Consider the following 15153-nt stretch of genomic DNA (forward strand, 5'->3'; position numbering starts at 1 on the left):
TCAGTGACCTCCTTTGTGATCGCGCCAGGTGCGGCGCAGCGGCAGGATAAGCAGGATAACGACACCGATCATGGTCAACATCGAGTTCGCCGAGGCACGGCTGATTGACCGGTTACCCGCCTGATCAGGCGTCAGGTAGTCGAAGGTCAGCCATTGCAGCGAGATGACGTAACCCTGGCTCGAGAAACCAACGATCTCTTCGAAGACACGGTAGCTGTCCATCAGGTGGATCATCGCAACAAAGATGATCAAGGGCATCAGGTGCGGGATGACGATGTATTTCAGTCGCTGCCAGCGGGTAGCCCCGTCAATCACCGCACTTTCCAAACTGTCCTGATTGACCGTTTGCAGACCGGCATAGAAAATGATCGCTGCAAAGGGGGCGACGTGCCAGACGCGGTAGAGCATCATCAGAAGCTCGATGGTCCAAGCTTGAGCAAACAGAGCGATGTCGCGGTTCAGCCACCATTCCATCATTGCGGTCAGGATACCGTCGCCCCGGAACAGCCAATTGATCGACAGCACACCAATTACCGGCGTGATGATGAATGGCAGCAATGAGACAAATATCACCGGTCCACGGATCGTTTTGGCCGCGTTGTTGATCAGAATTGCGATCCCAAGCCCGCACCCGACAACCAGCGGCAGAGTGATCAGTGTGAAGGTCAAAGTGAACCGCAGGGCTTTCCAGAAGTTAATCGTCGAAAGTACATGCCAACTGCCGTCGCTTATGGCGCGCCAGGCCCGTTCGGGCTCCAGAACGTTACGGTAGCTTTGCAACCCGACATATTGGGTTTGCGTAATGATCTCGCCATGATCATCCAGCATAGGTTGCGACACTTGTTCGGTCACACAGGTCTGCGTCAGGAAACCGGGCGTGCAAGTTTCCTTTTCAACCGTCTCATAGATTGGCTGGGTGACATAGAAACTCTGCTTAAACACGCTGACCAAAGGGAACGCGATGAAGAGAAGCATCATAAAGACAGAGGGGCCGACAAAGGCGGCAAATGTCCGGAAATTCATGGCTCTGCCTTTCTCATGTTTCTCAAGGGAAAAGGCCGGGAGGGCCCAAGCCCTCCCGTAGGAAGGATCAGTTGCTGATCAGACCAGCTTCTTTAGCGGCGGTGATGTAATCGGCCTCAATATCGGCCAGTGTAGTCTGCGCATCCTTGGCGCCGGTCAGGTAATCGGCCAGACCGTTACCCAGAGAGGTGTGCATGATGCCCATCGGGCTCGAGGCGGGATACGCCTTGGCACCGCCTTCTGCGGAAGCTGCAGCTCCAGCCGCCAAGGCACCTGCCGAATAGGCTGGGCTTAGCCAGACGGCGACATCGTTGTTCGCGCTGACCGTATCGCTGTCCATCCCCTCAAGGGCCACACGAAAGGCAGCATCGGCCTCTTCGTCGCTAATATTCGACGCCAGCACGATGCCGTCCCACCAGATAGTGGTCGCCGGTAATGCCGAACCCATCGGTGCAGCGGCCATGGTCACTTTGCCGACAACCTGGCTTTCAGTTTCGTCATTCATTGCCGCTGCACGACTGGCCCACAGGTTCGCCATGGCAATCTTGCCCTGCTGGAACTGCTGCTGAACATAGGTCGAGTCAGATACCAGATATTCTGGATCCATGAACTCGGTCATTGCTTTCAGGGTTTCCAGCGCCGCAACGCCCTGCTCATTGTTAATCGCGGGCATGTTGCCGTCGCCAAAGAACGCCCCACCCTCGCCGAGGTACATGTTGACGAATTCCTGACCGAGGTTCCATCCCGTCTTGAAAGTGCCGCCGATCGGATAATCCATGACACCGGCTTCTTTGATCTTGGCAGCGGCTGCCAGAACGTCGGCGTAGGATTTTGGTTCTTCGATACCCAGTTCAGCCAGAACATCATCGCGATACATTAGGTGCTGAGCATTGACCATCATCGCAATGGCCATGGTCTTGCCATCCACCTTGATCAACTGGTTAGGCAGCAAATCTTGGCCGTACTTCTCGACCAGATCGTCCAGCGGGCGGATCGTACCCGCGTTTAGCAATGGCACCAGTGTCGCATTGGACACGCCACCAATTTGATACAGCGCGGGATCAGCGGCAAAAGCTTCCGGCTGTTTTTCGCGGAATTCTTGGTCCAGCGAGGCGCTGAAGTTCCCACATTCAGCCATCGCATCGGTGACCGCTTTCCATGCTTCAAAACCGGCTGATAGCGATTTCAGCGGCACGTCATTTTCAAACGAACAGGCAGCCCATGCGCCACTTGCAGCGATGGACATGGCACCTGCCATGAGGATCGTCTTGAGTTTCATGCGTTTCTCCCTGTCAGGATCGGTCCGTCGTCGACGTCCGGACCGGTGTTAAGCCCGTTTGGGCTGTTTGTGGGGGTGTTCCCCGATCCGCGCACCGCTTTCCGCTTCGAAAAGGTGACAGATTTCTTTGGGCACTGTGAATGAGACCGGTTCTCCAATCTCGGCGCGGAAGGCTTTGTCGGCTTTAACCGAAACCAGCGCTCCACCGACCCGGACCGAGATCATGGTCGCGTCGCCCAACAGTTCCAGCGTGTAGATCGGTGCGGTAATCTGGCCATTTCCTTCGGCAAGACTGGCATCCTCGGCCCTAAAGCCCAGCGTCATCGGGCCGTCCGGTGCATCGACCGAAATTTCGACGTGCTCGGCGCGGAAAACGCCGCCCGATACCTCGCCGTCCATCAAGTTCATTGCGGGCGAGCCGATAAAGCTGGCCACAAAAGTATTCGCAGGCCGGTCATATATTTCGGTCGGACTTCCGACTTGCTGAACCACGCCCTGTTTCATCACCACAACACGGTCGGCCAGCGTCATGGCTTCGATCTGGTCATGGGTCACGTAAATGGTGGTGACAGCCAATTCATGGCTAAGGTTCTTGATTTGTGCCCGGGTCGAAACCCTTAGCTTGGCATCCAGATTTGACAGCGGCTCGTCCATCAGGAACACATTCGGCTCGCGTACAATGGCGCGGGCCAGCGCCACGCGTTGCCGCTGACCACCCGACAACTCGGCAGGCTTCCGGTGCAGGAAATCGTCCAGTTCGACCATCGCGCTGGCGCTGCGCACCTTATCGTCATGGGTCGTCGGGTCGATACCGCGCACTTTCAGCGGAAATCGGATGTTTTCATAGACGTTCATATTGGGATAGAGCGCGTAGCTCTGGAACACCATCGCAACGTCGCGGTCCTTGGGCTCAAGATCGTTGACCACCTTGCCGTCAACCAGGATTTCACCCTCGGTCACGTCCTCGAGACCGGCAATCATGCGCATCGTGGTGGTCTTGCCGCAGCCCGACGGGCCGAGCAGCACCAGAAACTCGCGATCCGCGATCGTCAGGTCGAAATTGTGGACCCCAACGAATGAGCCCCATCGCTTGCCGACGTTCCGCAATTGAATTTCCGCCATGGTGCCCCCCCCCCGCAAGGAATCATCTTGCATACGCTTGCAAAACTGTAATTCGCATATATCAAATCAGGCAAGACTTTTTTGCATACGTATGCAAACCTACAAAAAATACCCGACTCACACCGGCCTCGCGCCTCTCGTAAAACCCTGATTACAATGGCAAACACCGTGAACTTTCAGACAGAAAAAAAACTGATCTCCGCGTTCCACACCGCCCTGGATTCCGCGACAGAACAAGAATCCCCTAAGGTCATGAGCCAATTCTGTGCTCCGGACCTGCAGTGGCGCGGCTTTCATCCATTCAACGAAATCAGCGGTGCTGAACAGGTTGCGCGGCAATTCTGGCAACCTCTAAAGCGCAGCCTTACCCATATACAGAACCGTGTGGATATCTTGTTTGCAGGACAAAACTCGTTGAGTGACGAGGCTGACGTTTGGGTCGTGTCCATGGGGCATTTGATGGGCCTGTTCGACCGACCTTGGTTGGGTATTCGACCAACCAGTAAGTTGGCATTCCTGCGGTATTGCGCGTTCCACAGAGTCGCCGGTGACAGGATTGTCGAAACGGCAATGTACTTCGACATACCACACCTGATGGTTCAAGCCCGACAGAACCCGTTTCCTCCCCAAACAGCGGCGCATTTGGTGCAACCTGGACCGAAGCCTCATGACGGCCTGTTGTTTAACCAACAATCCGTTGAAGAAGGCGAGAAGACGCTGGCGGTCATCAATGCGATGATCTCGGATCTCGGCCAATGGGACAGCGGAGTGTCGCTTGAGGATGAACTGGCCCGAACCTGGCACCAAGACATGATCTGGTGGGGACCCGAGGGGATTGGCGCGACCTACACGATAGAGCGATATGCCAAGCAGCACTCTGGACCGCTCCGCGCGTCTTTCAAAGACCGGTCAAAGACCAAACATGTTTGCCGCCTGGCCGAAGGGCACTATGGCGGCTTCTTTGGCTGGCCCAACTTCATGGCTACTCCGTCGGGAGGGTTCATGGGTATGCCTGCCACTGAGAAACCCGGCGAATTCAGGGTGATCGACATCTATCGCCGCGCTGGTGACAAACTGGCCGAAAACTGGATCTTCATCGACCTGCTCCACTTCTGGAAAGGGCAAGGAGTTGATATTCTGGCACGCACCACGGGGATCGAAGCACCATGAAGATAGATGCACATCACCACCTGTGGGACCTCTCGGCAGTGACCTATCCCTGGCTTACGGAGAAAGGCATCGTTCGTTTTTTTGGCGACCCGGCTTCTATCCAACGGGACTATTTGTTGCCTGAATTTCGCACAGATGCCGAGGCCAAGGGCGTCGGCGCATCGGTGCACATTCAGGTCGGCGCTGCTGACCCCTGGGCCGAAGCACAATGGGTGCAATCCGTGGCAGATCAGTTCCCTGACTGGCCGTTGGTGCAAGTAGCTTTCTGCGACCTGATTTCTAAAGATCTGGACGAACAACTCGATCGTCTTCAAACCCTGCCTTCCGTGCGCGGCGTTCGCCAGATCATTGGCCGCGCTCCGGGTGAAGATGCGTCAACGGGCACAAACGCCCTGCTTAAAGACCCCGCGTTTTTGGCTGGCCTACAGCAATTGGGCACCCGCGGCCTCTCGTTTGACCTTCAATTGCTGCCAGAACTAATGGATCAAGCTGCAGATGTTCTTGCGCAAGCTCTGGAAACGCAGATAGCCCTGTGCCACGCTGGTTCGCCACATGACCGGACTCCGCAAGGTTTGCAAAGTTGGGCAGATAAATTGACTGCATTGTCAAGCTTGCCGCAGGTCTATTGCAAACTCTCCGGCCTCGGAATGTTCGATCACAACTGGAGCGCTGACAGCGTCGCGCCCATCATTTCGACCTGCTTGTCCCAGTTCGGCGCAGATCGCTGCATGTTCGGATCGAATTTTCCGGTCGACAGCCTCACTTCAACTTACAACGAGGTTGTTTCCCGGCACCAGGACCTGATCCCAAGCTCAAACCAAGATGACGTGTTCCATGGCACATCAAAACGCTTCTATCGCATTTGACAGCGGAGAGGCACACAAGAAAAAGGTCTTTGGCTCTATTTCAAAACAATTGCTTTGCAGTCGCAGCTAACGGCAGCTTTCCGCCCTCCCGGTGGATGACTTTGCGCTTGCAGTAGATTTTTCACGTATGCAGCGAACGGCAGCTGTGTGGCCCAAATCACTTATCTTGCCCATTAGTTTGCTGGCGCGGCTAATGTCGGCAAGGTCCCACTTGGTAAGATTTCGTCCAACAGAGATTGAATGTCTGCAAGTGGTGGCGGAGCGCATTGCCCCGCCGCTTTTGTTTGTGGGCCAGCGGGATTTGGACAAGCCAAACGCCCCTGGCCGTCAGGGGGAAAGCGCTGCCTTCCCCCTCGGGCAACCCTATTAGACAGGGCCGTGTCCTCAGCTGCGCCTGCGGGCCGCACCACCCCTGTCGAATAGCATTGCCTCGCCCCCTTCCGCGTTCGCCACGTGGCAGATCAGCAGGAACAGGCGCCTTCGGCGTCTGATCTGCAAATCAGCCCTGATTTTTCCGAAAGGAGGTCAGGATCAATGAAATCGGTTTGGGTGCTGGATGAAAGATGTGAGGCCAAAAAAGGAAAGGTTCTGTCGCTGGTGGCAGAACTATGTGTCGCCTCACATAGGTGTAAGTGGCGGACCGAGGAGGATTCGAACCCCCGACCCCTTGATTCGTAGTCAAGTACTCTATCCAGCTGAGCTATCGGTCCGCGTTGGTGAGGCGGTGTTTAGACCCACCTCAGGGGACGCGCAAGCCGATTCTTCAAAAATATTCTAAAAAGTTACGTCGCCCCTCGGCAGCCGGATTTCAAAGGTTGTTCCCTGCGGTCCTGTCTCGGTTAGCACCAGGTCTCCGCCATGTCCGCGCACCAGTTCCTGCGAGATCGCAAGCCCAAGTCCCGACCCACCTTTGCGCACTCCGCCCTGAAACGGGGTGAACAGGTTTTCGCGCGCTTTGGGTGGCAGGCCCGGCCCGGTATCGGTTATTTCGACACACCAATCATCTTCATGCACGCAGCCCGCAAGCGTGATTTCGCCCGGTTTTCCAGAGGCCACCAGCGCCTGACGGGCGTTGCGTACCAAATTCATCATGACGCGGAAAATCTGCTCGGGGTCGGCCCGTGCGACAAGATCATCTGGAACCGCATTCACGATTTCAACGCAGGCATCGGCAACGGCCAGTTTTTCGCTGGCCACAACATCCTCGGCGACATCCCGCATTCGTACCATCGTCAGCGTCGGCGCGGGTTCTTCCGCCCGGCCAAAGGCCAGCGTGCTTTCGCACAAGGACACCGCCCGCGTGATCGAATTGACCAGCTTGGGCGCCATGCGCCGCACCAGCGGATCGTCGCTAGCCTCAATCCGGTCGGTGAACAGCTGCGCCGAGGTCAGGATGTTGCGCAAGTCATGGCTGACTTTGGCCACCGCGCCGCCCAGTTGCGCCAGCCGCTCGCGTTGTTTCAGGGCCTGCGTCAGTTCGGTCTGTAGCTTTTGCAGGGCTTCTTCGGCCTCGCGCAGCTCGGTCACTTTCGAACCGGGCGAGATGATCCCGCGCGCGTCCTCGGGCGCGCTTGCATAGCGTTGCATGTAGCCAACAACACTTTTGATCGGTTTCACCAAAACCACCCGCACGGCCAGAAACAGGAAAAAGGCCGTGATGATCGAGATGACAAAGGACAAGCCCAGAATGCGCAACCCATAGTCGGTCATCGCCATACGCAGTGGCATACTGTCAGTCGTGACTTCAATCAGCAGCCCCGCGCCTTTGACTGGCTCACCTATTACGCGAATGACCTGATTTTCCGTGGTGAACATGCGCGCCACCGCATCCCGGATCAGGATCCAGGGCCGGGCGTCACGCAGGTCATACGTCTTGGATATCTGTTCCGGAATCGGCGATGACAGCATCAGTTGGCGCACTTCGTCGCGCCGCAGAACGACGTTGTAAACACCGGCATTGGCCAGCAATTCTGCTTCAAGATCTTCAGCCAGCATGTCATCGGCCAGCAAGGCCAGTGACGCGATCTGGGCGCGTTCAAGACGGTTCAGCAGGAAATCTTCGCGAAAACGTGCAATCGACGGAACAAAGATCAGGATTTCGGCCAACATGACGAAGACCGTCGTCAGGATCAGAAATCGGCCCGACAGCGAATTCAATCTGCTCTCCTTTCCCGGTCAGGGCATCCAGCGCTGGACGAACCTGACGACGCGTTTAACTGTCTGATTCTCAAACAGCCTTGGCGAGAAATAGGCACCCGCCACCCGTTTGTTAAGCTCTCCGATCGTCGGATAGGGCGAAACCATCGCGGCAACCTGCCCCATCTTTAGATTATTGGCCAAGGCCAGCGACCACAAGTTGATCAGTTCGCCCGCCTGATGACCCACGACTGTGGCCCCCACAGGACGGCCTTTTACGACCATGACCTTAATGAAGCCTTTCGTCTTACGCTCGGATATCGCGCGGTCGTTGTGATGATAATCAAAGCGCGCGATCTCGACCTTGTCGCCATGCTGCGCGCGCGCCTGCGCCTCGGTCAGGCCAACCTGCGCCAATTCGGGATCAGTGTAAGTGGCCCACGGGATATGCGCTGTTTTTGCTTTGGACGGCAGGCCGAACAGGGCGGAACGGATGATGATCCCGGCGTGATACCCGGCCACATGGGTAAATTGCAGCCCCCCTGCAACGTCACCGATGGCATAGACTTTGCGGTTCGTCGTGCGCAGCGCCTCATCCACTTTGATGCCAGTGCGGGTCGGCTCGATCCCGGCTGCCTCAAGGTTCAGGCGGTCGGTATTGGCCTTGCGCCCGGCAGCCAGCAATAGATGCGAACCCGAAATGATGTCGCCGTTTTCGGTCACAACCTCGACCGCGCCGTTGTTGTTCCGAAACTGCGCCACCATCGCCTGTTCCAGAATCGCGACACCTTCGGCGCGCAGGGTGTCCAGCACAATCGCTGCCGCCTCGGGGTCGTCCTTGCCCAGCGCCTGCAGGCCCTCGATGACAGTGACCTTGCAGCCCAGCCGGATGTGGGCCTGCGCCATCTCCATCCCGATGGGGCCGCCGCCGATGATCAGCAGATGGTCCGGCTTGTCGCGCAAATCAAAGATGGTCTCATTGGTGTAATGCACCACCTGATCCAGCCCGGGGATCAGCGGCACCAAAGGCGACGAACCCGTGGCAATCACCACGCGCCGCGCTGTAATCAGATGATCACCCGCCTGCACCTGTGTCGCAGAGACAAAGCTGCCAAACTCTCGGATCACCCTGACGCCGAACCCTTCGAACCGCTCCTGGCTGTCCATCGGCTCTATCTGGGCGATCACATCGTGAACGTGATCCTTGGCGGCGGCATAATCCACCTGCGGCACCACGTCGGCCACGCCCAACGCCGAGGCATGCGCCTGCCCGTAGGCCGCCTTGCCGCTAGCAATCAGAGCCTTGGACGGCACACAGCCGAAGTTCAGGCAATCGCCGCCCATCTTGTGACCTTCCAACAGGATCACATCAGCGCCCATCTGGCTGGCACCTGCGGCCACGGACAACCCGCCCGACCCGGCCCCGATTACCAGGATATCGGTTTTCAGTTCTTGCATGAATTCAGGCGTCCTTTTTGCCACGCAGGGACTTGATGACAATCGGCAATGCGGCCAGCACACACAACCCAATGATCGGGCCGATGACGAATGGTTCCCACAGCAGGGAAACATCCGGCGTCTCACCCCGGTCGAACACGCCGCCCAAACCGACACCGATCCAAGTAAAAACGATGCCCCCGGGGATAATGCCCAGCGCCGTAGTGATCAGAAAGTTGCGAAATCTCACACCCACAAGCGCAGGGACCAGATTGGCCACAAAGAACGGCACGATAGGCACAAGGCGCAGCAGAAACAGCACCGAAATCTCATTCTCTCGCAGACTGTCTTTCAGCTTTTTGATCGTCCCTTCCGAGGATTCCAGCCGCGCGGTCAGTGATGCGCCCAACCCCCAGCGCGCCGCCAAAAAGATCGCGGATGCCCCAATGGTGGCGGCGAATACGTTAAAGACGGTTCCAGCGAACAGACCGAACAAGAACCCTCCGGTCATCGAGGCCACAGCCGCACCCGGCAGGGAAAAGGCGACGATCACGATGTAGATCGCCACAAATGCACCCGCCATCGCCCAATAGTTCGCATCACGCCACGCCAAAAGTGCTTCGCGGTTATCGCGCAGGGTCTCAAATGTCAGGTAATCGCCCAGTGTAAAGAACCCCACCGCGGCAACGGTGAGAATCACCAGCAATGGAATATGGCGCGCAAGCCCGCTGCGCGGGGCCTGAGTTGTATCGCTCATGTGGCTGTCCGGTTTGTTGCGTTTCATTCTGCCTACAACATGCGCCGTCAGCGCGTTCAGCAACAGGGGCCTCACGCTGCCTTGATGTTTACGGTAGGGAATGTGAGGGTCAGGGGTATCAAAACCGCCATTTTGAAATCTTTTGCGCTATGCGGTTACAGAATTGTTGCAAAAGGTGCCGAATCCCGCACCTAGGGGTTTGACTTACCCTACGCTTGCCAGTAGAGGACGGGCTTCGAACACCACGGGCAGGCGAATCCGCGCTGCACCCGACCGATATATTGGAGACGGAGCGATGAAACGCACCTATCAGCCTTCGAACCTGGTTCGCAAACGCCGCCACGGTTTCCGCGCGCGCATGGCCACCAAGGCCGGCCGCAAGATCCTGAACTCGCGCCGCGCACGCGGTCGCAAGTCGCTGAGCGCATAAACCGCTCACCGATCAGGTTGTGAACATGACGCCGCCGGAGGCCCCTGAGGATGGTAGCAACCGCCCCGGGGATATGCCCCCGGCGGCGTCCGTTTGCGCGCCTGAAACTTTGACAGTTCTAAAGAAACGATCCGATTTCCTGAAAGCCGCCCGCGCGCGCAGGCAGGGCACATCGTCGATGATGATGCAGGCCCGCAAACGCGCACCGGATGAGGCGGACGGGATTCGCGTTGGCTTCACCTGTTCCAAGAAGGTCGGCAATGCCGTGGCCCGCAATCGGGCTAAACGTCGCCTGCGCGAGGCTGCGCGCGCCGTCTTGCCCGCCCAAGGGCACGACGGATGGGATTACGTGCTGATCGGTCGCGCCGAAGTCACCGCCACGCGCCCGTTCAATGCCTTTCTGGATGACTTGCGCTATGCGCTGCGCAAAATCCACAGCGCGCGTAAATGACCCTGCTGTCCCAGATCTTTGCCCTGCCCATCCGGGCCTATCGGTTGGTGTTCAGCCCATGGGTCGGGTTCAACTGCCGCTATCAGCCCACATGCTCGGCCTATGCGCTGGAAGCGCTGGAAAAGCACGGCGCCATCAAAGGGGCATGGCTGGCCGCCCGGCGAATTGGCCGCTGCCACCCGTGGGGCGGCGATGGTTATGACCCGGTGCCGGACCACAAGGACGGCGACCCCTCGGCGTGACCCCCCGTCAGACTTGACCCGCCAGGGTCCGGGCTGAACACTTGGCCGTGTTCAAGTTGAGGCCCAGATGACATCCAAAGCCCGCCATACCCTGCCCACACACAGCGTCCTGAACCAACCGCCTGAGCGTGGTGATTTCGACCTTTGGGCATCCGATCCGGTACTCCAGGACGTCACGAACGTGGCAGGCGGGCGCATCGCGCCGCTGGCGGCCTATGGGGAAACGCTTGGACGTGCGGAAACGCGGGAATTGGGGCGGGATGCAAACCGTCACCCGCCCGAACTCCGGCTGTTCGATCCGGGCGGTCGGCGTCTGGATGAGGTGCGCTTTCATCCGGCCTACCACCAGTTGATGCACCTCAGCCAGTCAGCCGGGTATGCGGCCCTGCCATGGGACGGCCAACCGGGCGGCCACGCGACCCACGCCGCGATGATCTATATGGCCAGCCAGATCGAGCCCGGCCATTGCTGCCCGTTGACCATGACCTATGCCGCAATCCCGGCATTGGCTGCGCATGAGGGTATCGCCGCCGTCTGGCGCCCTAAGTTAACGGCGCACACCTATGATCCGACGACAAAGCCGGTCACGGAAAAGACCAGCGCCACGCTGGGCATGGCAATGACCGAAAAACAGGGCGGCTCGGACGTGCGGGCCAATTCCACGATTGCCACCCGTGACGGCGATCACTGGCGGTTGCGCGGGCACAAGTGGTTCTGTTCGGCCCCGATGTCCGACGGGTTCCTGACCCTGGCGCAGGCACCCGGCGGGCTGACCTGCTTTCTGGTGCCACGCTGGCTGGAGGGGGACCGCAACGCCATTCACCTGATGCGGTTGAAGGACAAGCTGGGCAACCACGCAAATGCCTCGTCGGAAATCGAATACCACGACGCGCTGGCCTTGCAGCTTGGCGACGAAGGCGCAGGCGTGCGCACTATTCTTGAGATGGTGCACCACACCCGGTTGGACACGGCAATGGCCCCCGCTGGCCTTATGCGCGCTGCCCTGACCGAGGCGCATCACTGGGTCACCCACCGCAGCGCCTTTCAGCGCCGGTTGATCGACCAGCCGCTGATGCGCGCGGTGCTGGCCGATCTTGCGTTGGATTGGGAAGGCGCGCTGACGCTGGGGATGCGCGTGGCGCAGGCATTCGACAGCCCCTCCCCCGAAGACAGGGCCTTTGCCCGGATCGGCGTCGCGCTGGCCAAATTCCTCAACAACAAGCGCTGCCCCATCGTCACCGTCGAAGCGATGGAGGTGCTGGGCGGCATGGGCTATGTCGAAGACACCCCCCTGCCCCTGATTTATCGCGAGGCCCCCCTGAACGGCATTTGGGAGGGGTCGGGCAATGTGATCTGCCTGGACATTCTGCGCACCCTGGCACGCGACCCGCTGGCCGCCGAGATATTGCAGGCCGAACTGAACGCCGCCAAGGGCACCGACCGGACCTATGACGCCGCGCTGAACGCACATCACGACCGCTGGCCCGCTGTGCCGCCCGAGGCAGAGGCGCGCTGGTTTGCCGAACGCACGGCGCTGTTGCTAGCCGCGTCGCAACTGCTGCGCCATGCACCGGGTGCGGTGGCTGACGGGTTTATCGCCACGCGCCTGTCAGGCGACAGCGGGCGCATCCCCGGATCGGTCACCGGGCTGGACACGGACGCCATACTGGGCCGCCTCGGCTGACCCGCCCACTTGCCCGGTTGCGCCATCTGCTGTAGGGGCTGCGCATGTTTGACGAAGCTGACGATATCCACCCGCTCTTTGCCGGCGCGCCCTCGACCACCGAGTACAAGAAGCTGCGCAAACGCATCGTGCGCCAGACCCGCGAAGCCATCGAGCAATACGGGATGGTTGACCCCTCTGCCCATGACAAAGACGGCAAACCGCCCCGCTGGCTGGTCTGCCTGTCGGGCGGCAAGGACAGCTATACCCTGCTGGCGGTGCTTTATGAGCTGAAGTGGCGCGGGTTGCTGCCGGTCGATCTGCTGGCCTGCAATCTGGATCAGGGTCAGCCGGGTTTTCCCGCCACCGTCCTGCCCGAGTTTCTGGAACGTATGGGCGTGCCCCATCGGATCGAATATCAGGACACTTATTCTGTCGTCATGGACAAAGTTCCCCAGGGCCGTACGTTTTGCGCCCTGTGTTCGCGCCTGCGTCGGGGCAACCTGTACCGTGTTGCGCGCGAAGAGGGATGCTCGGCCGTGGTGCTGGGTCATCACCGGGACGATATCCTTGAGACGTTCTTTATGAACCTGTTCCATGGCGGTCGACTGGCAACAATGCCGCCGAAATTGGTGAACGAAGAAGGCGACCTGTTCGTCTTTCGCCCATTGGCCCATGTGGCCGAGGTCGATTGCGAGAAATTCGCCACCGCCATGAAGTATCCCATCATCCCCTGCGACCTGTGTGGCAGTCAGGACGGGTTGCAACGTCAGCAGGTAAAACAGATTCTGGATCAGTGGGAAAAAAACAGCCCCGGCAGGCGGCAGGTGATGTTTCGGGCGCTGACCAACGCGCGGCCCTCGCATTTGCTGGACCCGAAATTGTTCGATTTTCAGGGCCTGAACCTGAACCCAGATAAAAATACCGAAAATTCAGATGAAATTCCGCAGTTGCGTTAACGACTGACTCAGATTGGTTTTCTACGGTTGCCTGAAACGTGCTATGTCCAACGTAAAGGCCCAGAAATCCGATGTGGAAACATATCACAGTCGAACGCGTTCTAAATGCTCTTACTTCCATTCTCAGCGGCCCTGCCGCACTGGCCTTTGTTCCGGCCATCAGCCTGGCCGCCTTCTGGCTTGGTGGGGAAAGGGCGCTGGTGGTGGTTGCACTGGTCTTACCACTTGTTTTCGCGGGTGCTGTTGCGTTTGACGCCCGGGTCGAAAAGCGACGCAGCCCAACCACCGGCATGATGGACCTTGGAACCTTTGCCGCCGAGCTTGAGGGGATTTTCAAATCATCCTCGTCCAGTGGCGCGGAATCCGCCTGTATCCTTGTTGCACTGGATGATTATCCGGGTTTCCTTGACCTTCATGGCAACGCCGCGGCAAATCACCTGGCCGAACAATTTGGCAGCCGCATTCTTTCTGTCATCCGCACGCAGGACATCGTGACCCGGCTGGATCAGAACAAGATCGCTATCGGATTGCACCCGTCACACCAGCTGGATCTTGAAGCCTGCATTCAGATGGCCGGGCGCATGCAAGCCGTCGTTGAGGAGCCGTTCAATATGAATGGCGCGGGGGTGTATGTGTCCTGCTCGATCGGGTTCAGCCTGCTGTCCAGCGTGGTGGATAGCCGGTATGAAGATTGGATCGACGCCGCCTCGGCCGCATTGGGCGAGGCGCAAAGAAACGGCCCATCGACCATTCGCGCCTTTTCCAGCGAAACCCGCCGCCGCTCGCACATTCGGGCCAACCTGCGGAAAGAATTCGAAACCGCGCTGGACAATGGCGAAATCCGCCCCTGGTTTCAGCCTCAGGTTTCAACCGACACCGGCCGCGTCACAGGGTTTGAAGCATTGGCTCGATGGGAGCATCCGCAAAAGGGTGTATTGGGGCCGCAGGTGTTCCTGCCCTTTGCCGAGCAGGCCGAACTGATGGAAAAACTTGGGCAGGCGATGCGTCACCACGCCTTTGCTGCCCTGCGGGATTGGGATCGCGCCGGGGTAGTGGTGCCCCGGATCGGCGTCAATTTTTCGTCCGATGAGCTGCGCGACCCGGCCTTGATCGACCGTCTGAAGTGGGAGCTGGATCAGAATGATCTGACCCCGGACCGGCTGGCCGTCGAGATTCTGGAAACCGTTTTTTCCCGCCGCCCCGATGATGTGATCACCCGCAACGTGACCGGCATGGCTAAGCTGGGGTGCTGCATTGATCTGGACGATTTTGGCACCGGACATGCCTCGATCGCATCAATCAAGCGCTTTGATGTCACGCGGATCAAGATTGACCGGTCTTTTGTCGCCAAGGCGGATCGCGACGCCAGCCAGCAACAACTGGTCAGCGCCATTCTGACAATGGCAGAACGGTTGAATGTCGAAACACTGGCCGAAGGGGTAGAGACACAGGGCGAACACGCGTTGATGGCCCAGCTGGGGTGTGATCACGTTCAGGGGTTCGGGATCGGCAAGCCGATGCCTTTTGAAAAAACGCTCGACTGGATTGCAGCGCATCAGAACAAGATTGAGGGAATGCCCCGGATCGGGCGCAAGACGGGCCTATAGGCGCTGAATTG

General features: G+C 58.7%; 14 protein-coding genes and 1 tRNA gene. 8 read left to right on the plus strand and 7 right to left on the minus strand.

The window, feature by feature from the left end; all coding sequences use genetic code 11:
• From JT51_RS10585 to JT51_RS10595, 3 genes are all read right to left on the minus strand, one after another.
• Entirely contained in the window at nt 1-1023 is a 1023-nt protein-coding gene (locus tag JT51_RS10585) for a carbohydrate ABC transporter permease (protein WP_037311609.1), read from the minus strand.
• Nucleotides 1024-1090: 67 nt separating this feature from the next.
• The gene (locus JT51_RS10590) at nt 1091-2302 is read right to left on the minus strand and encodes an ABC transporter substrate-binding protein (protein WP_037311611.1); all 1212 of its coding nucleotides are present in this window, start codon (nt 2300-2302) and stop codon (nt 1091-1093) included.
• Nucleotides 2303-2350: 48 nt separating this feature from the next.
• Entirely contained in the window at nt 2351-3424 is a 1074-nt protein-coding gene (locus JT51_RS10595) for an ABC transporter ATP-binding protein (protein ID WP_037312160.1), read from the minus strand.
• Between the two features lie 156 nt (nt 3425-3580).
• On the opposite strand from JT51_RS10595, the gene JT51_RS10600 reads away from it, so the two are divergent.
• Together JT51_RS10600 and JT51_RS10605 are read left to right on the plus strand one after the other, a co-directional pair.
• Nucleotides 3581-4594, plus strand: coding sequence for a nuclear transport factor 2 family protein (locus JT51_RS10600; RefSeq protein WP_037311614.1), 1014 nt, complete (start codon nt 3581-3583; stop codon nt 4592-4594).
• Nucleotides 4591-5460 carry an amidohydrolase family protein gene (locus JT51_RS10605; protein ID WP_037311617.1) on the plus strand — a complete coding sequence of 290 codons (870 nt, stop codon included), beginning with the start codon at nt 4591-4593 and terminating at the stop codon, nt 5458-5460. Before JT51_RS10600 ends, JT51_RS10605 begins: the two co-directional genes overlap by 4 nt.
• A 633-nt stretch (nt 5461-6093) precedes the next feature.
• Here the strand turns inward: JT51_RS10605 and JT51_RS10615 are convergent.
• From JT51_RS10615 to JT51_RS10630, 4 genes are all read right to left on the minus strand, one after another.
• Nucleotides 6094-6170, minus strand: a tRNA-Arg gene (locus JT51_RS10615).
• 64 nt (nt 6171-6234) lie between these two features.
• Nucleotides 6235-7617 (minus strand): sensor histidine kinase, encoded by a 1383-nt coding sequence (locus tag JT51_RS10620; RefSeq protein ID WP_037311624.1) that lies wholly within the window; start codon nt 7615-7617, stop codon nt 6235-6237.
• Between the two features lie 18 nt (nt 7618-7635).
• Nucleotides 7636-9054: a dihydrolipoyl dehydrogenase family protein gene (locus tag JT51_RS10625; RefSeq protein WP_037311627.1), complete on the minus strand. Its 1419-nt coding sequence runs from the start codon at nt 9052-9054 to the stop codon at nt 7636-7638.
• A 4-nt stretch (nt 9055-9058) separates the two neighbouring features.
• Nucleotides 9059-9790, minus strand: coding sequence for a TVP38/TMEM64 family protein (locus JT51_RS10630; protein WP_037312162.1), 732 nt, complete (start codon nt 9788-9790; stop codon nt 9059-9061).
• A 295-nt stretch (nt 9791-10085) separates the two neighbouring features.
• Here JT51_RS10630 and rpmH point away from each other — a divergent pair, with 295 nt between their 5' ends.
• From rpmH to JT51_RS10660, 6 genes are all read left to right on the plus strand, one after another.
• Nucleotides 10086-10220, plus strand: a complete 135-nt coding sequence (gene rpmH, locus JT51_RS10635; protein WP_005632162.1) for a 50S ribosomal protein L34 — start codon at nt 10086-10088, stop codon at nt 10218-10220.
• Nucleotides 10221-10245: 25 nt separating this feature from the next.
• The gene (gene rnpA, locus JT51_RS10640) at nt 10246-10671 is read left to right on the plus strand and encodes a ribonuclease P protein component (protein ID WP_037311633.1); all 426 of its coding nucleotides are present in this window, start codon (nt 10246-10248) and stop codon (nt 10669-10671) included.
• On the plus strand, nt 10668-10913 hold the full coding sequence (gene yidD, locus JT51_RS10645) for a membrane protein insertion efficiency factor YidD (RefSeq protein ID WP_037311636.1): 246 nt from the start codon (nt 10668-10670) through the stop codon (nt 10911-10913). The genes rnpA and yidD overlap by 4 nt, the downstream gene beginning before the upstream one ends.
• A 67-nt stretch (nt 10914-10980) precedes the next feature.
• Nucleotides 10981-12597, plus strand: a complete 1617-nt coding sequence (locus JT51_RS10650; protein WP_037311639.1) for an acyl-CoA dehydrogenase family protein — start codon at nt 10981-10983, stop codon at nt 12595-12597.
• A gap of 44 nt (nt 12598-12641) precedes the next feature.
• The gene (ttcA, locus tag JT51_RS10655) at nt 12642-13535 is read left to right on the plus strand and encodes a tRNA 2-thiocytidine(32) synthetase TtcA (protein WP_037311643.1); all 894 of its coding nucleotides are present in this window, start codon (nt 12642-12644) and stop codon (nt 13533-13535) included.
• 71 nt (nt 13536-13606) lie between these two features.
• Nucleotides 13607-15142 (plus strand): putative bifunctional diguanylate cyclase/phosphodiesterase, encoded by a 1536-nt coding sequence (locus JT51_RS10660; RefSeq protein ID WP_037311646.1) that lies wholly within the window; start codon nt 13607-13609, stop codon nt 15140-15142.
• Nucleotides 15143-15153 lie beyond the last annotated feature (11 nt).

This window comes from Ruegeria halocynthiae (assembly GCF_000743705.1).
In the GTDB taxonomy this organism is placed as follows: domain Bacteria; phylum Pseudomonadota; class Alphaproteobacteria; order Rhodobacterales; family Rhodobacteraceae; genus Ruegeria; species Ruegeria halocynthiae_B.